Source organism: Jeotgalibacillus salarius (assembly GCF_004405125.1).
GTDB lineage: Bacteria > Bacillota > Bacilli > Bacillales > Jeotgalibacillaceae > Jeotgalibacillus > Jeotgalibacillus salarius.
Map to the genome: position 1 here is coordinate 486,037 of NZ_SORX01000002.1, position 24,058 is coordinate 510,094.

22 protein-coding genes are annotated in these 24,058 nt (G+C 41.3%); 1 reads left to right on the plus strand and 21 read right to left on the minus strand.

What is annotated here, in order from left to right; all coding sequences use genetic code 11:
* Positions 1–78 precede the first annotated feature (78 nt).
* From E2626_RS04995 to E2626_RS05030, 8 genes are read right to left on the minus strand one after another with little or no spacing between them, the layout of a single operon-like run.
* On the minus strand, positions 79–1,374 hold the full coding sequence (locus E2626_RS04995; RefSeq protein ID WP_134380296.1) for a dihydrolipoamide acetyltransferase family protein: 1,296 nt from the start codon (positions 1,372–1,374) through the stop codon (positions 79–81).
* A 47-nt stretch (positions 1,375–1,421) separates the two neighbouring features.
* Positions 1,422–2,405: an alpha-ketoacid dehydrogenase subunit beta gene (locus E2626_RS05000; RefSeq protein WP_134380298.1), complete on the minus strand. Its 984-nt coding sequence runs from the start codon at positions 2,403–2,405 to the stop codon at positions 1,422–1,424.
* A 14-nt stretch (positions 2,406–2,419) separates the two neighbouring features.
* Positions 2,420–3,418, minus strand: a complete 999-nt coding sequence (locus E2626_RS05005; protein ID WP_134380300.1) for a thiamine pyrophosphate-dependent dehydrogenase E1 component subunit alpha — start codon at positions 3,416–3,418, stop codon at positions 2,420–2,422.
* A 24-nt stretch (positions 3,419–3,442) separates the two neighbouring features.
* Positions 3,443–4,864, minus strand: a complete 1,422-nt coding sequence (gene lpdA / locus E2626_RS05010; RefSeq protein WP_134380302.1) for a dihydrolipoyl dehydrogenase — start codon at positions 4,862–4,864, stop codon at positions 3,443–3,445.
* A gap of 11 nt (positions 4,865–4,875) precedes the next feature.
* Complete coding sequence (gene buk, locus E2626_RS05015; protein WP_424955114.1) at positions 4,876–5,979, minus strand: butyrate kinase; 1,104 nt, start codon at positions 5,977–5,979, stop codon at positions 4,876–4,878.
* A 43-nt stretch (positions 5,980–6,022) separates the two neighbouring features.
* On the minus strand, positions 6,023–7,120 hold the full coding sequence (gene bcd / locus E2626_RS05020) for a branched-chain amino acid dehydrogenase (protein WP_134380306.1): 1,098 nt from the start codon (positions 7,118–7,120) through the stop codon (positions 6,023–6,025).
* Between the two features lie 18 nt (positions 7,121–7,138).
* Positions 7,139–8,044: a phosphate butyryltransferase gene (gene yqiS / locus E2626_RS05025; protein ID WP_134380308.1), complete on the minus strand. Its 906-nt coding sequence runs from the start codon at positions 8,042–8,044 to the stop codon at positions 7,139–7,141.
* A 1-nt stretch (position 8,045) separates the two neighbouring features.
* Positions 8,046–10,061 carry a sigma 54-interacting transcriptional regulator gene (locus E2626_RS05030; protein ID WP_134380310.1) on the minus strand — a complete coding sequence of 672 codons (2,016 nt, stop codon included), beginning with the start codon at positions 10,059–10,061 and terminating at the stop codon, positions 8,046–8,048.
* Positions 10,062–10,194: 133 nt separating this feature from the next.
* Here E2626_RS05030 and E2626_RS05035 point away from each other — a divergent pair, with 133 nt between their 5' ends.
* Entirely contained in the window at positions 10,195–10,437 is a 243-nt protein-coding gene (locus E2626_RS05035; RefSeq protein ID WP_134380312.1) for a DUF2627 domain-containing protein, read from the plus strand.
* A 6-nt stretch (positions 10,438–10,443) separates the two neighbouring features.
* On the opposite strand, the gene E2626_RS05040 is transcribed toward E2626_RS05035, so the two are convergent.
* The 13 genes from E2626_RS05040 to nusB all read right to left on the minus strand — a co-directional run bounded on the left by E2626_RS05040 (position 10,444) and on the right by nusB (position 23,832).
* Complete coding sequence (locus tag E2626_RS05040) at positions 10,444–11,169, minus strand: glycerophosphodiester phosphodiesterase (RefSeq protein ID WP_134380314.1); 726 nt, start codon at positions 11,167–11,169, stop codon at positions 10,444–10,446.
* Positions 11,170–11,244: 75 nt separating this feature from the next.
* Positions 11,245–12,021, minus strand: coding sequence for a sporulation transcription factor Spo0A (gene spo0A, locus E2626_RS05045; protein ID WP_134380316.1), 777 nt, complete (start codon positions 12,019–12,021; stop codon positions 11,245–11,247).
* Positions 12,022–12,548: 527 nt separating this feature from the next.
* A complete protein-coding gene (spoIVB, locus tag E2626_RS05050; RefSeq protein ID WP_134380318.1) occupies positions 12,549–13,538 on the minus strand; it encodes a SpoIVB peptidase in 990 nt (329 codons plus the stop codon).
* A 96-nt stretch (positions 13,539–13,634) separates the two neighbouring features.
* Positions 13,635–15,329 carry a DNA repair protein RecN gene (recN, locus tag E2626_RS05055; RefSeq protein ID WP_134380320.1) on the minus strand — a complete coding sequence of 565 codons (1,695 nt, stop codon included), beginning with the start codon at positions 15,327–15,329 and terminating at the stop codon, positions 13,635–13,637.
* Between the two features lie 16 nt (positions 15,330–15,345).
* On the minus strand, positions 15,346–15,795 hold the full coding sequence (gene ahrC / locus E2626_RS05060; protein WP_134380392.1) for a transcriptional regulator AhrC/ArgR: 450 nt from the start codon (positions 15,793–15,795) through the stop codon (positions 15,346–15,348).
* A gap of 182 nt (positions 15,796–15,977) precedes the next feature.
* Positions 15,978–16,820, minus strand: coding sequence for a TlyA family RNA methyltransferase (locus E2626_RS05065; protein ID WP_134380322.1), 843 nt, complete (start codon positions 16,818–16,820; stop codon positions 15,978–15,980).
* Between the two features lie 2 nt (positions 16,821–16,822).
* On the minus strand, positions 16,823–18,715 hold the full coding sequence (gene dxs / locus E2626_RS05070) for a 1-deoxy-D-xylulose-5-phosphate synthase (protein WP_134380324.1): 1,893 nt from the start codon (positions 18,713–18,715) through the stop codon (positions 16,823–16,825).
* A gap of 69 nt (positions 18,716–18,784) precedes the next feature.
* Positions 18,785–19,378 (minus strand): hypothetical protein, encoded by a 594-nt coding sequence (locus E2626_RS05075; protein ID WP_134380326.1) that lies wholly within the window; start codon positions 19,376–19,378, stop codon positions 18,785–18,787.
* Between the two features lie 661 nt (positions 19,379–20,039).
* Complete coding sequence (locus tag E2626_RS05080; RefSeq protein WP_134380328.1) at positions 20,040–20,918, minus strand: polyprenyl synthetase family protein; 879 nt, start codon at positions 20,916–20,918, stop codon at positions 20,040–20,042.
* On the minus strand, positions 20,915–21,148 hold the full coding sequence (gene xseB / locus E2626_RS05085) for an exodeoxyribonuclease VII small subunit (protein WP_134380330.1): 234 nt from the start codon (positions 21,146–21,148) through the stop codon (positions 20,915–20,917). The genes E2626_RS05080 and xseB overlap by 4 nt, the downstream gene beginning before the upstream one ends.
* The gene (gene xseA, locus E2626_RS05090; RefSeq protein ID WP_134380332.1) at positions 21,135–22,496 is read right to left on the minus strand and encodes an exodeoxyribonuclease VII large subunit; all 1,362 of its coding nucleotides are present in this window, start codon (positions 22,494–22,496) and stop codon (positions 21,135–21,137) included. The genes xseB and xseA overlap by 14 nt, the downstream gene beginning before the upstream one ends.
* Before the next feature lie 69 nt (positions 22,497–22,565).
* Positions 22,566–23,411: a bifunctional methylenetetrahydrofolate dehydrogenase/methenyltetrahydrofolate cyclohydrolase FolD gene (gene folD, locus E2626_RS05095; RefSeq protein WP_134380334.1), complete on the minus strand. Its 846-nt coding sequence runs from the start codon at positions 23,409–23,411 to the stop codon at positions 22,566–22,568.
* A gap of 19 nt (positions 23,412–23,430) precedes the next feature.
* Positions 23,431–23,832 carry a transcription antitermination factor NusB gene (gene nusB, locus E2626_RS05100; RefSeq protein WP_134380336.1) on the minus strand — a complete coding sequence of 134 codons (402 nt, stop codon included), beginning with the start codon at positions 23,830–23,832 and terminating at the stop codon, positions 23,431–23,433.
* Positions 23,833–24,058: the final 226 nt, after the last annotated feature.

Here is a 24,058-nt window from a genome sequence, read left to right on the forward strand (position 1 = left end):
TTCTTTTAATACCAGTATAAAGAAAAGACGCCTGAATGAAAAGAGAGCCGCCAGCATTATACTGGCGGCCGTGTTTTATTAATATACAGATGTGTTTTCAGAAGTATTTTCAAGAATTTCTTTCACACGCTGCAGGAAACGTCCGCATACCAGACCATCAAGAACGCGGTGATCAAGAGATAGACAAAGATTAACCATATCACGAACGGCAATCATGCCGTTATTCATCACAACCGGTCTCTTCACAATTGATTCAACCTGCAGAATCGCAGCCTGCGGATGATTAATGATCCCCATTGACTGCACAGAGCCGAATGAACCTGTGTTATTAACAGTGAACGTTCCACCCTGCATTTCTTCAGATTTTAATTTACCCGCACGGACTTTTCCGGCAAGTTCATTCACTTCACGGCCAATCCCTTTGATCGTTTTTTCGTCCGCATGTTTAATGACCGGAACAAATAGTGCGTCATCAGTAGCGACTGCAATTGAGATGTTAATGTCTTTCTTTTGAATAATTTTATCTCCAGCCCACATTGAATTCATCTGAGGGAACTCTTTAAGAGCCTGAGCTACAGCTTTAACGAAGAATGCAAAGTAAGTAATATTGAAGCCTTCTTTTTGTTTGAACTCACCTTTAATTGAATCTCTGTATTGAACGAGATTTGTGACGTCCACTTCCATCATCGTCCATGCGTGAGGCGCTTCATGCTTACTCTTCAGCATATTCGCAGCAATTGCTTTCCTCACACCTGTAACCGGAATTTCCACATCACCAGGTGCAGATTGAATGTCCTGTTTTGGAGCTGCAGGTTTAGACGGTGACGGCTGCTCCTGAACTTTTTGCGGCTCAGGCTGTTTTGAATCGGCTGTCGGAATTTCACCTGAATCAATGATCTTTTGCAGATCTTTTCTGGTAATTCTTCCTTCTTTACCTGATCCTTCAACAAGTGACAGGTCAATGTCGTGTTCCTGAGACATTCTCATCACTGCCGGAGAGTATCTGGCATTTGTATTTTTAGGCGCTGATTTCTTCTCATCTGATGTTTTCTTTTCTTCTGCATTGCGGTTTTCTGCCGGCTCTACTTTTTGGTCAGAAGTCTCTTCAGAGGATTCTTCAGAAGCTCCCCCGCCTTCAACTTCAATCGAGCAGATCACTTCACCAACCTCAAGCGTATCTCCTTCTCCGGCAATCAGCTCTTTAATCACACCTGTAAATGAAGATGGTACTTCTGCATTTACTTTATCAGTATTCACTTCAGCAATTGGATCATACTTATTGACCGTGTCACCAGGCTGCACGAGCCATTTCTCAATCGTACCCTCAGTAACGGATTCACCAAGCTGAGGCATCGTCATTTTTTCAATACCCAAGTAAATTGCCTCCCTTATTGTTTTGCTCTGTTAAAATTGCTTAATGATTAGTATTCAGCGAGTTCTTTCATAGCTTTTTCAACTTTGTCAGGATTAACCATAAAGTACTTCTCCATAGTCGGTGCATATGGCATTGCCGGAATATCAGGTCCTGCAAGACGCATAATCGGCGCATCTAGGTCAAACAGGCAATTCTCAGCGATAATCGCAGAAACTTCACCCATAATGCTTCCTTCTTTTGTATCTTCAGTCAGAAGGAGTACTTTCCCTGTTTTTGACGCCGCTTCAATAATCGCTTCTTTATCTAGCGGATAAATGGTACGCAGATCCAGCACGTGTACACTGAAGCCATCTTCAGCAAGACGTTCCGCAGCCTGCAGTGCAAAGTGAACACATAAGCCGTAAGTGATGACTGTGATATCTTCACCTTCCCGCTTAACGTCTGCTTTACCAATTTCGATTGTATAATCTTCTTCAGGCACTTCACCTTTAATTAGACGATATGCACGCTTGTGCTCAAAGAACATAACAGGATCATCATCGCGAATTGCTGCCTTTAACAGCCCTTTAACATCATACGGTGTTGAAGGCATCACAATTTTCAATCCTGGCTGGTTTGCAAATATTGCTTCAACAGACTGGGAGTGATAAAGCGCTCCGTGAACGCCTCCGCCATAAGGAGCGCGGATGACCATCGGACAGCTCCAGTCGTTATTAGAGCGGTAACGGATCTTTGCTGCCTCAGAAATAATCTGGTTGACAGCAGGCATGATAAAGTCTGCAAACTGCATCTCTGCAATTGGACGCATTCCATACATTGCAGCTCCAATTCCAACACCTGCAATTGCTGATTCAGCCAGTGGTGTATCAATGACACGGTCTTCTCCAAACTGATCATACAGACCGTGTGTGGCTTTAAATACCCCGCCTTTTTTTCCTACATCTTCACCAAGGACAAACACGCGCTCATCCCGTTCCATTTCTTCTTTCATTGCTAATGTAACAGCGTCAATATATGACATTACCGGCATCGGTTTATCCTCCCTTAGTTTTGTTCTGCGTAGACGTATTTTAATGCAGATTCCGCCTCTGCGTATGGTGCCTGCTCTGCGTAATCTGTCGCTTCGTTTACTTCTTTCATAATACGGTCGTTAATCTCTTTTTCAAGTTCATCATTCAGAACACCGTTTTCTTTCAGGTAGGCACCGAATGTAATGATTGGATCAAGAGATTTTGCTTTCGCTACCTCATCAGGTGAACGGTAAGCTCGGTCATCATCATCAGAAGAGTGGGCAGTCAATCGGTAAGATACAGTCTCTACAAGTGTAGGTCCTTCTCCTCTTCGACCTCTGTCAGCTGCTTCTTTGACAGCTTTATATACTTCTAATGGATCGTTTCCGTCCACCGTAATGCCAGGCATGCCATAACCTATAGCGCGGTCTGATACATTTTCACATGCAAGCTGTTTTTCAATCGGTACAGAAATTGCGTATTTATTATTTTCACACATAAAAATGACCGGCAGTTTATGAACGCCTGCAAAGTTTGCACCTTCATGAAAATCACCCTGGTTAGAAGATCCTTCTCCAAAAGTAACAAAAGTGACAAGATCTTTTTTCTCCATTTTTCCTGCAAGTGCAAGACCTACAGCATGAGGAACCTGAGTTGTAACAGGTGAAGAACCAGTTACGATTCTTTTTTCTCTATGGCCAAAATGCCCTGGCATCTGACGCCCGCCCGAGTTTGGATCTTCAGCTTTAGCAAAACCGGAAAGCATCAGTTCGCGTGCTGTCATTCCGAAATGAAGGACTACGCCCATATCTCTGTAGTAAGGAAGTGCAAAATCTTTTTCTATATCAAGGGCATAAGCAGCTCCAACCTGTGCCGCTTCCTGTCCCTGACAGGAGATCACAAATGGAATTTTACCTGAGCGGTTTAACAGCCACATACGCTCATCAATCCGTCTTGCCATCAGCATTGTTTCATAAATATTCAGTACGTCTTCATTCGTCAGACCTAGTTCTTCATGACGTGTTTTAGTCATTGTTCTGTTCGCCTCCTGTATGCTTTAAGAATGAATTGCTTTTCCATCTACAGCTAAAGCCGCTTCACCGATCGCTTCACTGAGTGTCGGATGAGGGTGAATTGTCTGACCAACTTCCCAAGGTGTTGCATCCAGTACACGGGCAAGTCCCGCTTCAGAAATCATATCTGTTACATGAGGTCCAATCATATGCACACCTAAAATATCATTTGAAGCTTTATCAGCAATGATTTTCACAAAGCCATCTGACTTACCAAACACTAATGCTTTACCAATTGCTTTGAACGGGAATTTCCCAATTTTTACGTCATGGCCTGCATCTTTTGCCTGCTGCTCTGTAAGCCCGACACTGGCAGCTTCGGGACTGGAATAAATACATTTGGAAACGAGGCTGTAATCGATCGGCTCAACTTCCAGATTTGCAATATGCTCAACTGCATGAATGCCCTCATGAGATGCTACATGGGCAAGCTGCAGTCCGCCGATCACATCACCGATTGCATAAATGTGAGATTCTTTCGTCTGCAGTTTGCTGTTTACTTTAATGAAACCATTCTCAACTTGAATATCAGTGTTTTCAAGGCCAATTCCTTCAGTATTGGCACTCCGTCCGACTGACACAAGAATTTTTTCAGCTTTATATTCTACAGTTTCACCTTTTACTTCCGCTGAAATCGCAACTGATGCACCAGTTTCAGCGCTTGCAGGATCTACTTTCGCATTTGTTACTATCGTAATCCCTTTTTTCTTAAGAAGCTTTTCCATTTCTTTTGATACATCAGCATCTTCTGTAGGGATTATACGGTCCGCGTACTCGAGCACCGTAACTTCTACACCAAAATCGGACAGCATCGAAGCCCATTCGATCCCGATTACACCACCACCAACAATGATGATTGATTTTGGCAGCTCTTCAAGCTCTAACGTCTCATCTGAACTGAGAATGTGTGTTCCATCAATTTCAAGGCCTGGCAAAGAACGTGGTCTCGAGCCTGTTGCAACGATGACATTTTTAGGAATCAGCATTTCATTTTCAGTGCCATCAGTCATTTCAACAGAAACCGTACCCGGCATTGGTGAGAAAATAGAAGGTCCAAGAATTCTTCCAAAACCGTCAAAGACATCAATTTTTCCCTGCTTCATCAAGTGCTGCACACCTTTATGAAGCTGATCCACAATTGACTGTTTACGTTTTTGTACTTTTGTAAAATTCAACACTGCTTCATTGATTTCGACGCCGAATTCATCTGCATTTTTAGCAGTGGCGTATACTTCCGCACTTCTTAAAAGTGCTTTACTCGGTATACAGCCTCTGTGTAAACACGTTCCGCCTATTTTTCCTTTTTCAACAATCGCTGTCTTCAAACCCAGCTGTGAAGCTCTTATTGCTGCGACATAACCGCCCGTGCCTCCACCGAGTATGACGAGATCATATTCTTCTGCCATGGTCGTTCCTCCTAATTCACTGAATATATTTTTGCGGATTCTTCTTTTCTAAGTACTCTCAAAGCACCTTCTGCAAGTGCCTGAAGTTCATTTTCTCCTGGCTGGACAATGACATCTGCGATCCAGTCCACCCGTTTACTAATAAGTCCAACAAATTCTTTACCATAAGCGAGACCACCGGTTAGTATAATCGCGTCTGCTTTTCCACTGACTACAGCAGCGGCAGCACCGATTTCCTTTGCAACCTGATAAGCCATCGCCTCATATATTTGTTTTGCTTTAGCATCTCCATTTTGAATCATCTGTTCAACTTTCACTGCATCGTTCGTACCGAGATAACCGACAAGTCCTCCCTGTCCAACGAGCATCTTCATGATTTCATCTCTGTAATAATCCCCTGAAAAACAAAGTTCGACCAAGTCTCCAGCCGGCACGGTTCCTGCCCGCTCCGGACTGAATGGCCCATCCCCGTGCAGTCCGTTGTTCACATCAATCACCCGGCCATTATGGTGAACTCCTACAGTGATACCTCCGCCCATGTGTGTAACAACAAAAGTTGATTCGTTGTAAGGCTTGCCAACCTCTTTCGCCACACGCCGAGCGACTGCTTTTTGATTCAATGCATGAAAAATACTTTTGCGTTCGATTAAAGAAAACCCTGAAACTCTTGCTGTATCAGACAACTCGTCTACTACAACAGGGTCAACAATATATGACGGTATGTTTAATCCCTGGGCAATTTCATAAGCGATAATGCCGCCAAGATTAGATGCATGCTGACCAGAGTACCCCTGTCTCAAATCTTTTAACATTGCATCATTCACACTGTATGTTCCACCTTCAATCGGTCGGAGAAGGCCTCCCCTTCCACAAACCGCATCGAGCTTTGATACATTCATACCTTCTTCATCAAGCGCTTCAAGTATCGTTTTTTTCCTGAATTGATATTGATCGATAATTTTATCGAACTGATCAATCACAGCTGAATCATGACGAATCGTTTTTTCTAAAATTGCAGTTTCACTGTCAAAGATGCCAATCTTTGTTGAAGTTGAACCTGGGTTGATGACTAATATACGGTAATTTTGATCCTGCACGATATTCCCTCCAGACATACAGACCAATGCACCTGTCAGACAGGTGCATTGGTTTATTCAATTATGATCTTCTGCTTAAAATGTTGTGCTCACTGCGAAGGAACTGACTTCTTGACTTCGCCATGCTTTCAATACGTTCTTCAGCCATACGGTCAGCTGCAAGGTAACTCGGAACGCCATCACGTTTAGCAATTTCAAATACACGTGAAACATTATCATATACTTTTTCTACATTTTTCATTGCTCGTTCACGATTATATCCATTCAGTTCATCAGCTACGTTGATTACACCACCTGCATTGATTACATAGTCAGGTGCGTATACGATCCCGCGCTCATGAAGAATATCACCATGTTTTGTTTCTTTCAGCTGGTTATTTGCTGCACCCGCAATAACGTCTGCTTTCAAAACTTCAAGCGTGTTGTCATTGATAATTGCGCCAAGTGCACATGGTGCAAAAATATCACATTCCACACTGTAAATTTCGTTGATTTCAACTGCTTTTGCTCCAAATTCATCAACTGCACGCTGAACAGCTTCTTTGTTGATATCTGTAACGATGAGTTTCGCCCCTTCTTCGTGTAAGTGGCGGCAAAGTGTAAATGCTACATTCCCTACACCCTGAACAGCAATAGTCTTACCTTCCAGAGAATCGCTTCCATAAGCTTCTTTTGCTGCAGCTTTAATTCCACGGTATACACCGTAAGCTGTTACAGGTGACGGGTTGCCTGATGAACCGAATGCTGGAGAAATACCGGTTACATAGTCTGTTTCTTCATGAATCAGGTCCATATCCTTTACAGTTGTACCAACGTCTTCAGCTGTAATATATCGGCCTGCCAATCCTTGAATATAACGGCCGAATGCACGGAACATCTCATCATTTTTATCCTTAAGCGGATCTCCGATAATCACTGTTTTACCCCCGCCAAGATTCAGACCGGCAGCAGCGTTTTTGTAAGTCATTCCTTTTGCAAGACGCAGCGCATCTTCAATCGCATCTGCCTCTGTATCATACGTCCACATTCTTGTTCCACCTAATGCTGGTCCAAGTGTTGTATCATGAATCGCAATAATTGCTTTTAGCCCTGAATTTTTATCCTGACAGAATACAAGCTGCTCATAATCATATTTTTCCATGTAAGTAAATAGTTCCATTGTTAGTGCCCCCTAAATTTAATATGAAGTACATATTGCAAGCGCAAGTGAGTACAGCTTGCTTTCTGCTGTATCAGCTCTTGAAGTCAATACAATTGGTGCTTTCGCGCCGGAAATGACTGCTCCGACCTTGCTGTTGCCAAAATACATTAAAGATTTATATAAAATGTTACCTGCTTCAATTGAAGGTACGAGCAGGATATCTGCATTCCCTGCGGCCGGACCGGTAATCCCTTTATGTGCTGCAGCTTTTTCAGAAACCGCATTATCAAGCGCTAGCGGTCCATCCACCACACACCCTTTAATCTGACCCCTGCGGTTCATCTGAGTTAATGCTGCTGCATCAAGTGTGGCCTGCATGGCGGGATTAATTGTTTCTACAGCGGCTAAAGGTGCTACAGACGGATTTTCCAATCCTGCACCATGAGCGATTTTTACCGCATTATTAATAATTTGAACCTTCTGATTTAGATCTGGTGCAATATTCATCGCAGCATCAGTGATAAAAATACTTCTTTTAATAGAAGGTACTTCAAATAGCGCAACATGTGAAAGGACGTTTCCAGTTCTTAACCCGACTTCCTTATTTAACACTGCTTTCAGCAACACACTCGTTTCAACATGACCCTTCATTAACACACCAGCTTGTCCCGAGCTTACAAGCTTAACAGCTTCCAGTGAAGCAGTATGTACGTTTTCAGCATGATGAATTCTCACTGATTCATGGCGATGCAATGCCGGAAAAGATTGTTCAATCATCGCGTTGATTTTTGACTCATGACCAACAAGAATAAAATTAGCTAATCGTCTTTCAACTGCCATATCCACTGCTTTTAAGACTTCCTGATCTTCTGATGAGGCAACAGCTACAGTTGCACCAGCTGCAGATTCCGCTTTTTTAATAATGTCATCAAAGCTAACCAACCTATCCACTCCTTTCAATTTCAACCTGATATTTCTCAATCTTGTAATAGAGATTCCTGATTGAAATATCAAGTTCCTTTGCGGTTGCGGTTTTGTTCCCACCGTGCTTTCTCAATGTTTGTTCAATGATTTCTTTTTCAACATTTTCCAGCTGTTCAGCCAGCGGTCCGTTCATTTCACGCTTAAATGAACGCTCTGTTTGAAGCGGGATTAAATGCTTCTGCTCAATGATTTCTTCTTTTTGATCCATAAAAATCATCGCTCTGCTTAACACGTTTTCAAGTTCCCGGACATTCCCTGGCCAATTATGATCCATTAATTGTTCAAGTGCTTCTTTTGAGATCCCTTTTACAACTCTTCCAAACGACTGATTTAATTTCAGTATCAGTCTTTCGCAAATTGCCGGAATATCCTGTTTGTGCGATCTGAGTGCCGGCAACTGAAGGGTCAGCCGGGATAAGTAATAATATAGTTCTTCCATAAACTGATCTTTTGCGATTGCACGTTCCAGATTGATGTGTGAAGCTGTGATCACTCTCGCATTAAACGGTATCGTTTCTTCACTGTTTATTTTCAATATTTGTCTGGACTTGAGTGCTTCAAGAATTTTCTCCTGCGCCTCAAGACTCAGTTCACCAATTTCATCAAGAAACACTGTCCCATCCCCGGCCCGTTCAAAAAGTCCTGGAGAAGATTCGGTTCCGAATAGCGTTTCAAGTAAAAAGGCGGCTGGCATACTGCCGCAGTTCACTCTATGGAAGGCATTATATTTCCTGTCACTTCCATTGTGTATGGCATTGGCAAACAATTCCTTTCCGCTACCCTGTTCACCTCTCAGAAGAACTGTTGTGTTTGTCTTTGAAGCGACCTTCGCCTGCTCAGTTACTAATTGAATGTCATCAGAGTTACCAAGAATGTCTTCAAAAGTATACTTTGCCTCAAGTGACCGGATAATTCTTCTTGCACGATCAAGTTCTGATGTCAGCTGATGAATTTCAGAAAGGTCATGGATGACGCCAACGCTTCCTTTCAACTGTCCGTTTACAATGATTGGTGCAACATTAACTGCTACTTCTTTCTTATTTGGACCAACGATCATTTTGACACCACGTACCGGACGGCGTGTATTCAACACTTGCATGTGCATACTCTCGCCTTCAAATATATCCGCCTCTGCTGGCTGATTGATAACCTCTGCCTCCGACAGACCCGTCAGCCTGGTGTATGCACGGTTAATCATCAGTCCACGACCCTGCTCGTCTACAACTGATATTGCGTCATCACTCGATTGTATAATCGCTTCCAGCATCGTTTGGATTTCTTTCAAGTTCGTCATTTCTTCAGCAAGATTGACTACTTCAGTAATATCCTTAAAAACGGCAAATGCACCTATTACCTCCCCAGATTCATTTACCATCGGAATTCTTGTCGTTACGACCTTGGTGCCATTTTCAAGCATTAGTTCCTGATTATTTTCAGTACGGCCTGTTTCAATGATCCTGGGAAGTCCGCTGAGCGGAACAACTTGGTAAATGGATTGATGAAGCGCTTTTTCTTTATCTATACCAATCATCTCGGCGGCTCTGTCGTTGAATAAAATAATTCTTTGATCGCAGTCAATCCCAATCATGCCATCATGAGTAGAATTCATTGCGAGTTCTCTTATGTAAGAGTCATGTTCAAGATGAGAGATCAGTGATTCTTTTTCTGTCAGAAGTTGATATACTAAAGATGCTACACTGCCAGGAATTAAGACAGTTTTTCTGGATCTGGCTTCACGCAGCTGATTAAATGTTTCTTCATCACCTGTCACATCTATAATAATATCTGTATGATCACTTAAGTATTTTTTCCAATCCTGTCCGACTTCGATGTTCAGTGACTGTGCCAATGTGAGACCCGGCGCCTGCGGATCGTGATCGACAACTGCATACACTTGAAAAGCATCACTTTCAGCCATCACTTGCAGCAAGGCGACACCTCCACGCCCAGCTCCGACAATCAGCACTTTTTGCAATTTATTTCATCCTTCCTTATCTATCGCGCAATATCTTGCAACCTCTTACATTGTACATGAAAGCCTTTTCCTTGACAATGATTTTTATTAATCGCATAGTTTGTACATACTTATCGTTTTAAGGAGTTAGATTATGGCACGTATAATTGCGTTAATTATCTTATTAATCCCTGGCGTCATTGCCGCATATGGTATTAAGCTTATGAGAGATATGTTTTTTGGACTTCAGGCAGCATGGTTGCCATCACTGGCAATACAATTTTTTCTTGGACTGATTATGTTCCTTGCCGGACTCAGCTTTATTGGAGGATTTCTTCTTCACAGGGATCGCAAAAAAAACAAAGTACAGCAGCGTTTTAAAAGAAAAGAGCAGTAAAAGCAATTATGCTTTTACTGCTCTTTTCTTTTTCAATTGCTCTGCCAGTTCCGGATAGTCGGTAATAACCCCGTTTAATCCTGCTTGTATCCACTTTTCGATTGCAACCGGTTTGTTCAGCGTATAAAGCCTTACCGGAACTCCATTCTGCTGACAATCTTTCATCAGTTTTTCCGTCATTACACGCTGATTTGCATGTATTGCATCTGCGCCAGTCGATTGTGCCAATAAAAGAGGGTTAGTCCCTTTCTTTGAGTACAAAGCAGCAACCTCACTATTTGTCAGTTCTTTCAGCTTTCTGACACTTTGAAGATTAAACGTAGAAAAAATGACTCTTTCCTCCAGGTTAAATTTTGCAACTTTTTGCACAACTAGTTCTTCCATTCCTTCATAACGGATTTTATCGTTTTTTAATTCAATATTGATGATCAGGCTGTTATGTTGCGCCCATTCAAGCACTTCATCCAGAAGTGGGATTCTTTCTTTTTTCAGCCAACCGCTTTTAATTGAAAATTTTTTTATTTCTTTTAAGGTTTTATCCTTAATATATCCTCTGCCATTTGTTGTTCTATTTACTGTTTCATCGTGAATGACAAAACATTCACGATCCTTTGACATTTGTACATCAAGTTCAATGCCATAACAGCCTGTTTTTTCAGCTTTTTTAAATGCCAGCATCGTATTTTCAGGATATTTTCCTGAACTGCCTCTGTGTGCAAATATATTTGACATGAAGATCACCTCTCACTTTAAAATAATCTATGAAAAAAGCGCCAGTTCAGTTACCGGCGCTCGTCGTTCCTATTGTCAGCTTGCTTTATGTTCCAGGCGGAGCTTGTCTGCAACCATCGCAATAAACTCTGAATTTGTAGGCTTGGATTTTACAGCCGAAACTGTGTATCCGAACATGTTTGTGATCGCATCAACGTTACCTCTGTTCCACGCAACTTCAATTGCATGACGGATTGCTCTTTCAACCCGGGAAGAGGTTGTGTTAAATTTCTTCGCAATATCCGGGTATAGGATTTTGGTAATAGAGCCCAGCAGTTCAATATCATGATATACCATTGAAATCGCTTCTCTTAAATACATGTACCCTTTAATGTGAGCTGGTACACCTATTTCATGAATCACACTCGTAATACTGGCATCAAGGTTCGGTTTTTTTGTCTTCTCTCTTTTTGTAGCATAATTCAGTGGACGTTCTTTTTTACCCAGGACCTGTCTGATAACCTGCAGCAGGTTTTCCATATCAAAAGGTTTTAAAATAAAATATGAAGCACCAAGTTCAAGTGCTTTTGTAGTCACATCCTCCTGGCCAAATGCAGTAAGCATGATCACGTGGGGATTTTTTTCAAGTTCAAGCTCTTTCATCTTTTCCAGTGCGTTTAAACCATCAATGTGAGGCATAATAATATCCAACAAGCATACATCCACTTCAGTATCCTCAACCATGTTTAGGAACTCCTGTCCATTAAACGCGGTACCTGCTACCTCCATGTCAGGCTGACTGTTAATAAAAGCCTCTAACGTCGATACTAATTCCCTATTATCATCAATAATGCAAACTTTAATTTTATCCACTGTAATTCCTCCCCATCATGATTTCTCACTTAATGTATTCGACACCCGGAATTAATTCCCTTCTTATTGTAAGACTTTTTTTAAATTTTAACAAGTTTTCTTTTGAATACTCTAAAATGCTAAGTTTTTCGATATATTTCAACAATAACTGACATATTGTCGAATATGTACTTATGTTAACATGGACTTCACTAAAACCAAAATCACTGGAGAACACACTGAATTGAATAAAACCGCATTCAAGGAATGCTTTAAGAAAAGCAAAATACAAAAAGATGACGCTCACTGATGATTCCTGAGCGTCATCTTCATTTCATTACATGCTGCTTGGAGGAAAACCCAGGTTCGTTTTTAGTGCAAGCGTGGATTCCGTGATACCCCGTTGTCGAAAACAAAGCGGCCTGATGGGACCAAAAACGGTCCACATCCGGAAAGCTTTTGCCTGAAACGGAAATGAACCGTACTTTTTTCACAATATTTTCAGTAACCTCGAAAAAAATCACAATGATTTTCTACAAGCTGACAGACTAAGAAGCCTGTTCTTTTAACATATCCTCTATATAAAGCGCATAACCTTCGTTCGGTTGATGAATCATGACGTGTGATACAGCACCAACGAGCTGATTCCCTTGTATAATCGGGCTTCCACTCATTCCTTGAATAATGCCGCCGGTCTTTTCAACTAACTGAGGATCTGACAGCCGGATTTTCATTCCTGTGCCACCGCTTGGAATTTCTGCGTTTGTTTCCAGTATTTCGATATCAAATTCTTCAATTACTTCACCACTTAATACTGTCAGAATTTTTGCCTGTCCTTTTTTTACTTCTGATTTTTCTGCAGTGTGAAGTGCTTTTCTGTACTTGCTTTTTTCAGGCATACTGTAAAGCTCACCAAATATTCCTGTTGATGCATTCTTTTTTATATCACCGAGCATGCTATTTGTATCGTTAAAATAAGCAATTTTTCCACCAGGACTGCCAGCTCTGCTTTTTTGAATATCACGGATAAGCGCGGATTTCACATTTCCTTTTTTCATCTCTACCGGTTGTTTTGTATATTGCTCAGAAACAATGTGACCTAATGCACCGAACTTTAAATTATCAGGATTAATGTAAGTCAATGTCCCAACGCCGTGTATTTCATGTTTTGCATAAAAGCCTAACCGCGAGTGACCATTCCCTTTTTTGATCGGTTGCACACTTTTGATCAATGTTGATTTATCCCTTATTACTTCAAGGTTGACAGATGCTTCAGCCTTACTAATGATCTTATTCAAATCATCTACCGTATGAACTTTTGTACCGTTGACACTGCTGATCCTGTCTCCAATTTTAATTCCAGCACTTTTTGACGGGGATGTTTCGTTTTCCGGAGAATAAAAACCTGTTACAAGAACACCGTTTGTTTCAAGAACAATACCAATTGAATGTCCGCCAGGTATCAGCTCTATACCCGCACAAAGCTGCGCCGGAACAAAGCCTAATATAAACAAGACAAGAATCAGCCTTTTGATCATTTCCTTCCCTCCTTTCCACTGTATATATAATTTGAGCGTAATGAAGAAAAATATCAGCAACTCAAAAGAAAAAAGCCATCCGTTATTGGATAGCTTTTACACAGCTGATTTTTTTATTGCGTGTGCAAGGTCAATCAACTCTTCTGCATGACTGATGGTAAGATCAGTAATCTCAACTCCCGAGATCATCCTGCTTATCTCCTTCACTCTTTCTTCTTTAACAAGTGGTAAAACGCTCGTATGAGTTCGGTTGTTCTTAACTTCTTTGGATATAAATAAATGACGGTCGCTGATTGCCGCAACCTGCGGGAGGTGAGAAATGCACAACACTTGTGAGTGAGATGAAATAGAATAAATTTTCTCCGCGATTGCCTGAGCAACACGACCACTGACACCAGTGTCCACTTCATCAAATATAATCGACGTTATTCCCTGATGCTGAGAAAAAATTGTTTTCAGAGCAAGCATCATCCTGGAAATTTCACCGCCAGATGCTACTTTAATGAGCGGTTTTAATGGCTCTCCCGGATTAGTTGAAATGTAAAATTCAATTTCATTGATCCCGTTGGATTTATATTGACCGGGTTTTCCTTCAGTAAAATGAACCTGAAAAACTGCCTTGTCCATATACAGGGCTTTTAGTTCTCCATGAATCGCTTCTGTCAGAATATCTGCCCATTTTTTTCTGACTGCAGATAAATGATCTGCTTCAATGTTCAAGTCTTTTTCAACAGACTCAAGTCTGTATTTCAAATCCTCTAATGACGAGTCTTTATTTGTGATCGCTTCAATTTCTTCTTCTATACTGGAGAAATACTCCATAATTTCTTCAATTGATGCGCCATATTTTCTTTTCAGCTGGTTGATTTCATTAAGCCTGTCCTCAATCAGTTGAAGACGTTCCGGATCGAATTCAAGTCCATCAAGGTGCTGTCTGATTTCTCTCGCAGAATCCTCAAGTAAATAAAACTGACTGCTGATCGTATCACTCACCTGTTTTAATTCTGCATCAATATCAGCTGCCTGCTCCATATTAGACATAGCAAGTCCTGTCCAATCAAGTCCACGCTGTTCTCCTTGAAGCGCTTCATAAGCCGTTTGAAGGGATTCAAACAGCTTTTCGAAATTTGACAGCCTTGTTTTTTCTTCCATCAGCTCTTCGTCTTCATTAATGGAGAGGTCAGCTTCCTCAATTTCTTTATATTGGAATTGTATCAGGTCAAGCCTGTGAGCCATTTGCTGATCGTTTTCAGATAAGGACCGGATTTGCTTTCTCAGGTCATCATAAACTCTATATACATCCTGGTAGTTTCTTTTTGCTTCAGCAATTTCTTCAGAACCAAATTGATCAAGTAAATTGATATGTGCAGATTCATCCATTAATTCCTGACTTTCATGTTGCCCATGAATATCAATTAACGCCGCTCCAACTTCTCTCAAGATAGATATGGTAACAAGTTTCCCGTTAATTCTGCATGAACTTTTACCTGAAGCTGAAATATCTCTCTTCAACAAAACCATTTCATCTTCAATTTCGATACCAAATTCTTCACATTTATTAAATACAGCATGACCATCAGGAGCTGAAAAAACGCCTTCTATTTCAGCCTTCTTTTCCCCGTGACGAACGAATTCAGCTGAACCCCTTGCACCTACTAACAACTGTACAGCGTCAATTATGATCGACTTACCCGCACCGGTTTCACCGGTTAAAACCGTTAAGCCTTCTTCTAAAGATAAAGACAGTTCATCTATAATGGCGAAATTACGAATTGATAGATCCTGTAACAAATGACATCACCCCTGTTTAAAGCATATCGATAAAGCGTTTTGAAATAATTGATGCTTCATCTTCTGTCCTGCAAATAATTAAACACGTATCGTCCCCGCAAATCGTACCGAGAATTTCATCCCAATCAAGATTATCTATTAATGCACCAATCGCATTTGCATTGCCGGGCAATGTTTTCATTACCAATAGGTGACCAGCGCCGTCAATTCTGACAAAAGCGTCTGTCAGCGTTCTTTTTAATTTTTGAAGCGGGTTGAATCTTTGATCAGCAGGCAGAGAATATTTATATCTTCCATCATGTAAAGGTACTTTTACTAAGTGTAGCTCTTTAATATCTCTTGAAATCGTCGCCTGTGTCACGGGAAACCCCGCATTTTTCAGCTCATCTACCAGTTCATCCTGCGTTTCAATATCATTATTAACAATAATTTCTCTGATTTTAATATGTCGTTGACCTTTATTTATCATATCTTCACTCCGTCTGTATGAATATTTATGCTTTAATATACAGTTATCTTATCGTACATAACTCATTTTGTACACTAACTCATGAAGTCAAATTGCTTTCAAAAGAGTGATGAAACAAGATTCTATACTAAACATCAAACAGGATTCTTCAATTACACTAAACCAAAACAGAGGACAGCCTACTGGCTATCCTCTGTTTTTACTTTTTTGAAATTTTCATGTGCTTTTGATACAAGATTTTCAATACTGATATGATCTGCAATCATACCCTGTTCAGCTTCAGTCGTACGAAGATGCAGAAGAAATTCAATATTCCCGTCACCACCTGTGATCGGTGAAAAAGAAGCAGCTAATACATTGTAACCCTGTCCAACTGCAAAGTCTGAAATTTTACGTACTACTTCCAGATGGACCTTCTGATCTCTGACAATTCCTTTTTTACCCACCTGGTCTCGTCCAGCTTCGAATTGAGGTTTGACCAGAGCAAGAACATCACTATCCGTTTTGAGTAATGTCTTCAATACAGGAAGTATAATTTTTAAAGAAATAAATGATACATCTATTGATGCAAAGTCGGGTAACCCCTCAGTTAAATCGGCAGGCGTCAAGTATCTGAAATTCGTTCTCTCCATTACAATTACACGTGGATCCTGTCTTAATTTCCAGGCAAGCTGGTTGTAACCTACATCGACTGCATAGGACTGTCTCGCACCGTTTTGCAATGCACAATCAGTAAACCCACCGGTTGAAGACCCGACATCAATCATACACTTATCTTTCACATCAATATTAAATTCCTGCAGCGCTTTTTCCAACTTTAATCCGCCTCTGCTGACGTAAGGCATGACTTTGCCCTTAATCGTCAGAACAGCATCTTCTGGAATTTTTTCACCAGGCTTATCAAGTCTTGTCTCATTATGAAAGACTAATCCTGCCATAATGGCTCTTTTAGCTTTTTCACGTGTTTCTGCAAGCCCCTGATCGACAAGCAGAATATCAACTCTTTGTTTTTTTATTTTCATGTTCAGACTCTTTTCTCTTTCATGGGAACGATTGATCTGATGACCTTCACTGCCTGTTCCATAGTGAGATCAATTTCTTCTAGCAGTTGATCTACATTTCCGTGTTCAATGAATTTGTCAGGTATGCCCATTCGTTCAATCTTAGCTTGTGAAAACTGATGATCATGAGCAAATTCCAACATTGCACTGCCAAAACCACCCTGCAGAACTGCTTCTTCTATTGTTAGGATTGGCATATTTAATGATAGAAGATCCTTCATCATTGCTTCATCTAAAGGTTTTATAAATCTTGCATTGATTACTTTTACTGATACGCCTTCATTCTCAAGCTGTCTTGCAGCTTCAAGTGCCATTGGTATAGTCGTTCCGAAAGTAAGTATTGCAGCATCAGATCCTTCAGTCAACACTTCCCAGCTTCCGATTGGAATTTGTTTTAACTCATCGTCCATCTGCACACCCAGTCCATTTCCTCTTGGGTATCTCATTGCAATTGGTCCATCATCATATTTGATCGCTGTATGGACCATATGCTGGCCTTCGTTTTCATCTTTTGGCATCATGACCACCATGTTCGGAAGGCTTCTCAGGAAAGCAATATCAAATACGCCCTGATGTGTTTCACCATCTGCTCCAACTAACCCTGCACGGTCAATTCCGATAAAGACGTTAAGGTTTTGACGGCATATATCATGCACTACCTGATCATACGCCCTCTGCAGGAATGTTGAGTAAATAGCCAGAAATGGTTTCATTTTTTGAGTAGCCAGTCCTGCTGACAAAGTGGTTGCATGCTGTTCAGCAATCCCTACATCAAACATTCTGTCAGGGAACTCACTTGCGAATCCTTCAAGCTTTGATCCAACAGGCATAGCAGGAGTTACTGCAACAATCCGTTCATCAGTTCTCGCTTCTCTTCTCACGGTATCAGCTACTAAAGCACTCCAGCCTGGTGCTTTTGCCGAAGATTTGATTAAGTCTCCTGTATCGATTTTGTAAGGACCGGTTCCATGCCATGTACCTACTGTGTCATTTTCTGCTGGATGGAATCCTTTCCCTTTCTTCGTGATCACATGCAGAATGACAGGACCTTTCGTTTTCTTCGCATATTTAATATTTTCGTCTAATTCATCAAAGCTGTGACCGTCAACGGGTCCGAGGTACGTGAATCCAAGCTCTTCGAAAAACATACCATTTACTAACAGATACTTCAGGCTGTCTTTTACTCGCTCTGCAGCTGAGGCTAATCTTCCTCCTACTGCAGGAACCTTTTTTAACAGATATTCTAAATCATCTTTCACTTTATTGTACTTTCCTGCCGTTCTCATACGGCCGAGCGCGCTGTGAAGAGCGCCAACATTCGGTGCGATAGACATTTCATTGTCATTCAGTACGACAATCATATCTTTCTTTTCATGACCGATATGGTTCAATGCTTCAAGTGCCATTCCACCGGTTAATGCACCATCACCGATGATCGGAACCACATAATTACTGTCACCTTTAATATCCCGGGCAATCGCCATGCCCATTGCTGCCGACAGTGACGTTGAGCTATGACCGGTTTCCCACACATCATGTTCACTCTCTATCGTTTTCGGAAAACCGCAAAGCCCCTTATACTGACGGAGCGTATCAAATTGATCTGCTCTGCCTGTTAAGATTTTGTGTACATAGGACTGGTGCCCGACATCCCAGAGAAACTTATCTGCCGGACTGTCAAAATGCTTATGAAGTGCCAGCGTTAATTCAACTACCCCTAGGTTTGGTCCGATATGACCACCCGTAGCTGATAGTTTTTCGATTAAAAATGTACGGATTTCCTCACTGAATTCGATTAACTGTTCATTCGTTAAGTTTTTTAAAAAACGAGGGTCTTCAATATTATTAATGTCCAACCGGATCACTCACTTTCGTCTGAGGTTATATCGGTCATTTACTGTGCAAATGATCCGGTATTCCCCGAATTAATTCTTTTTCATCTTCCTTGTATCTTTAATTATAACAAGGTGTAGTTTTTCCTCAAGAAATTGTAGGGTTTTTCCTACACGGAATATGATATCTTTGGAAAATGTAATCGCCAGAGACTTCCCCATAGCCTTCCCGCCTACAGTTATAGCAGCGATCAGGCTAGTCAGTCCTACATTAATTGAACTTTCAATCAGAGAACCCTGTCCCAGCTGCATTTCATTTGCCAGCTGAATAATGACGATTGCTGCAGCCGCACCACTAATAATTCCGGCTATGTCTCCAATTACGTCGTTACAAAAACTCGCAAACCGATCTGCATTTCTGACAATTCTGATGGCGTGTTTAGCCCCATACACTTTTTTCGCAGCCATCGCGTGAAAAGGTTTTTCTTCACCTGCTGCAGCTGCAATCCCAAGCATGTCGAAAAACACACCGATAATGACGATGATCAAGACGACAATTAAGCCAATTGTCCAGTTCACCTGATTAAGTATACTTGTAGATAAAAGTGAAAAAATAGCCGCTAACACTCCTGTGATAACGGCTATCGTAACACTCCATTTTATTGTTTTATGTAAGAAATTCTTCAAGTTTTATCACACCTAACAAAAATAAAGGGTGGTCATGTTCAGAGTTAAAATTACGGCTTAGGTCCAGTAGGTTTTCCCAATTCAATACCAGCTGTTGCCATACTGGCGGTTTCCCATTAAATCGAATTCGGCAGAGTCACCCGCTGCCGGACTGGATTACCACTTAGTCCGCACTATAATCCCCTGAGCACGTTTACTTACAGTCTAGGAGATTTCCTCGGCAGCCCTGATCCAGATTCCTTATCCTCTTTTGCAGAAGTGCTTTCATATGGGCTGAAAAGAACATATTAATGGCCAACTAATGTGTTCTTTGTAACCATAATCCCCTCATCTTCCACGCAAGGCAGGCTACGCTGTGGCTGATTGTCATCACTTCCACAGGTTCATACAATCACCTTCGTGCATATGCTTTATGCCAGCCGAAAGCGAAAGCCTCCGCGGTAAGCGGGTCAACGCCCACATGCCATTGTGGATCGCCCGCAAACCTTACTCCCAGAAAAAGCCCAAAGCTGGGCGCCTCAAGCCTAAACCAGGAACTTCATCGATATGCCCTTTAGTGGATTTTTAGGCCCACCTTCGGAATCGGCGGACTGACTAGAATACTGCACCACCCATTTAGGGAAGTATAACATATTCATTTTTCTGCTGTCTTGCAATATACTCAGTTTTTGCGTTTAGCAATTAAATCGGCCAAGTCCACAAGCAGTGCAGGTTCCTGATGCAGATCTCTAAGTATTTTTCTTGCTTGAGTTAAGTGGAAAGCCAACTTTTCTTTTGCTTTCTCCATACCAAGAATTGAGGGATACGTACTTTTCTGCCGGCTTTCATCACTACCGACGGGCTTACCAATTTCTTCTTCATTTCCTTCTACATCCAAAATATCGTCTCTGATTTGAAATGCAAGCCCAATATGTTCAGCATACATTCGAAGTTTTTTTAATTCATCTTCATTTAAACCGCTGATGACCCCTCCTGCTGCTGCTGCAAATTCCAGCAGTCTGCCCGTTTTTCGCCTGTGGACAGATTCAAGCTGCTCCAAGGAAAGTGATGCGTTTTCTCCTTCGATATCTGCCATCTGACCGCCAACCATACCTTCTGCACCAGCAGCATTTGCCAACATCGCAATAATCTTGACTTTAGATTGATCAGCTATAGGCGAGTCGACTACTAGTTCAAAACTTTTTGTTAATAAAGCATCACCCGACAGGATCGCAACTGCTTCACCAAAAACCTTGTGATTTGTTGGAAGGCCTCTTCTTAAATCATCATCATCCATGCTCGGCAAATCATCATGGATAAGTGAATATGTGTGAATCATTTCAAGTGCTGCTGCTGTTTTCAATCCTTTTTTTGTATCCTGTCCAAACGTTTTTATGACCGCAAGAAGTAATAATGGACGGATTCTTTTCCCGCCTGCTTTGACTGAATACAGCATCGATTCCTTAAGCTTGGCTGGCGTTTCAAGAGATTTAATTGCAGATATAAGCTCTTCTTCTATCAAACTTTTTTGAGTGCTGCTAAATTGTTCTAGCGTATTCATTCAGATGACCCCTCTGGATCGATAGGTGTTTCCCCATCTTCAGTCATCATCACAGCTAATTGTTTTTCTGCACTTTGCAATTTATCGTGACACAACTTCGAGAGCTCTACACCTTTTTTATAGTAATCAATTGCTTCCTCAAGAGGCACGTCCCCTTCTTCTAATTTTGCAACGATTTCTTCAAGGTTTTCCATCGCTTCTTCAAATGAAACTTTTTTATTTTTCTCCATGATTATCACGCTCCACCTTTTGGTTCACTGTACAGACTAAATCTGTCGTTTGAAGTGATACTGTTATTTTATCTCCAGCTTCAACCTGACTGCTACTTTTAATAAGTTCATTGGAATGATCGAACACAAGCGAGTAGCCTCTGCCCATGATTTTAAGCGGGCTTAATGCTTCAAGCGAAGCCGTCGCCTGAACAAACCTCTGCCTTCCGGCGGTCACTTTTTTTGCAGTCGTGTTTTCAAGTTTTTCTGATAAACGGTCAAGCTTACTTCTTTTTCGATCAATTTGATCTACTGGATTTAGTCTGACTAATCTTTCATGAAGCCGCTCTCTTTTTAACTCGGCTTTCTGAACAGTTAATGCACTCACCCTGTATAATCGTTCATTAAGTCTGTCTAAATTTTGAGCATGAGGTTCAACCATTTTTTCAGGCTTTCTGAAAACCACAGAGTCTGTTTGCTTTTTCAACTGCTGTTTTTGGAACTGAATCAGCTGTGTTACTGCTCTGTGTGTTCTCACTTGCATACTCATAATTCTTTCTCTTACTTCTTCAATGTGGGGAACTGCCATCTCAGCAGCGGCTGTTGGTGTAGGTGCACGCAAGTCAGCAGCAAAGTCAGCAATTGTCACATCAGTTTCGTGTCCAACAGCTGAAATGACCGGAACTGGGAATGCAGCAATCTCCCTTGCTACCTGCTCATCATTAAACGCCCATAATTCTTCAATGGAACCACCGCCACGTCCAATAATCAGGACATCAAGCGAACTGTCTTTTTTCGCTGAATCAAGTGCTTCCAATATTGAAGGCACAGCTTTTTCACCCTGAACAGAGCAGGGATACAAACGAATTGCAGCAATTGGATATCTTCTTTGTGCAGTTGTCATAATATCTTTGATCACTGCGCCGGATGGAGAAGTAATTACACCAATATTTTCAGGGTACGGAGGAAGTGGTCTTTTCTTTTCTTCGTTAAACAACCCTTCTTTTTGAAGCTTTTCTTTTAATTGTTCATAAGCCAGGTATAATGCCCCTATACCATCAGGTTCCATCTTCTTAACATAGAGCTGGTATTGTCCACTGGATTCAAAAACAGAAACATCTGCCTGCAGCAGCACTTCCATTCCATTTTCCGGTTTGAATTTTAAAGTCCCTGATGCAGAAGAAAACATGACTGCACTGATCCTGGTTTTCTGGTCTTTTAAAGTGAAATAAATATGACCGCTGGATGGTTGTTTTAAATTTGAAATTTCACCTTTAATTAAAACGCCGGACAAATGAGGGTCAGCATCAAACTTTCTTTTTATGTATTTTGTCAGTGCACTGACAGTTAAATATCGTAATGTTGACATATTAACACTCCCAAATAAGCAAAAGCGGTTCCAGGGTCTGAGCCGGAACCGCTAAGCTGAAGCTTCATTTTATCTTGAAAAACGCTCAGCTGATTCAACTGTATTAAACAACAGCATGGTAATCGTCATCGGACCAACACCGCCTGGAACAGGGGTAATGGCTGAAGCTTTCATGCTGCACTCTTCATAATCAACATCTCCGCAAAGCTTGCCTTCATCATTGCGGTTCATCCCGACATCAATGACAACTGCCCCTTTTTTAATATGGTCAGCTGTAATCAAATCTTTCACACCAACTGCTGAGACTAATATATCAGCCTGTTTAGTATGGATTGCAAGGTCAGCTGTTTTAGAGTGACAATATGTCACTGTCGCACCTCTTTTTAATAACAGCTGCCCCATCGGTTTACCAACAATATTGCTTCTTCCCACGATTACTGCATGTTTTCCGGCAGGGTCCACATTCTGATATTCCAGCATTTTCATAATCCCATTAGGTGTACAAGGATAAAAGGCTTCTCCTCCGGTCTGAAGTCTTCCAACATTGATCGGGTGAAAACCATCAACATCTTTTGAAGGGTGTATCGCTTCGATGACTGATGTTTCACTAATATGATCAGGCAGTGGTAATTGAACCAGAATGCCATGAATTTTAGCATCGTCATTTAATTCATGGATCACCTTGAGCAGCTCCGACTGTGTAACAGTATCGGGCAGTTCAATTAATTTAGAATAGATTCCCAGTGCTTCACAAGCCTTCTGTTTCATTGAGACATAAGTTTTTGAAGCTTGATTATCTCCAGTAAGTATAACTGCGAGCCCCGGTGTTAGATCCTGTAATTGTGCAATTCTGTCTTTAAGCTGCTCTCTCATTTCCTGAGCAATTTTTTTACCATCAATCATTTCAGCTGACATTCAAATTTCCTCCCGTGATTCAATCACGTGAATGTAAATTGGAAACTACCTTCGATAGAAGTCCATTCACGAATTTGCTTGATTTTTCATCACCGAAACGCTTTGAAATTTCAACCGCTTCATTCAGAACCACATTATGAGGCACATCATCTTTTTTATATAAAAGCTCATATAGCGCAACTCTCAGAATGTTGCGGTCTACTCTTGCAAGGCGCTCGATCTTCCATTTCTCTAGATGGTTCTGTATGACCTGATCAATCTCAGAAAGATGGCCGCTCACACCTTCTACCAGGTCTGTTAAATAATCATCGTGCTTTTCGTCTTCCAGAATATTATCAATCGCTGTCTCCGGCGTCATTTCATTCATTTCCATTTGGAACAACGCCTGCAGCGCTTTCTCTCTGGCCGTTCTTCTTTTCATTTCAGGTTAAACTCCTTCTCTATTTGCATTATATCCATGTCATAAAAAGATCATAGCATAAAATGAGGCTTCCTACTAACTCAACATAAGAGGAATTTAAAAAATCAGTAATGGTATACGCTTACACGACAACATTAAAAAAGACAACAGCTTTTTCAGCTGTTGTCTTTTCAGGTTGTTGAATTTCATAAGCCGTGCCGGATCATTCCTTCGCTTTCCGCGGACG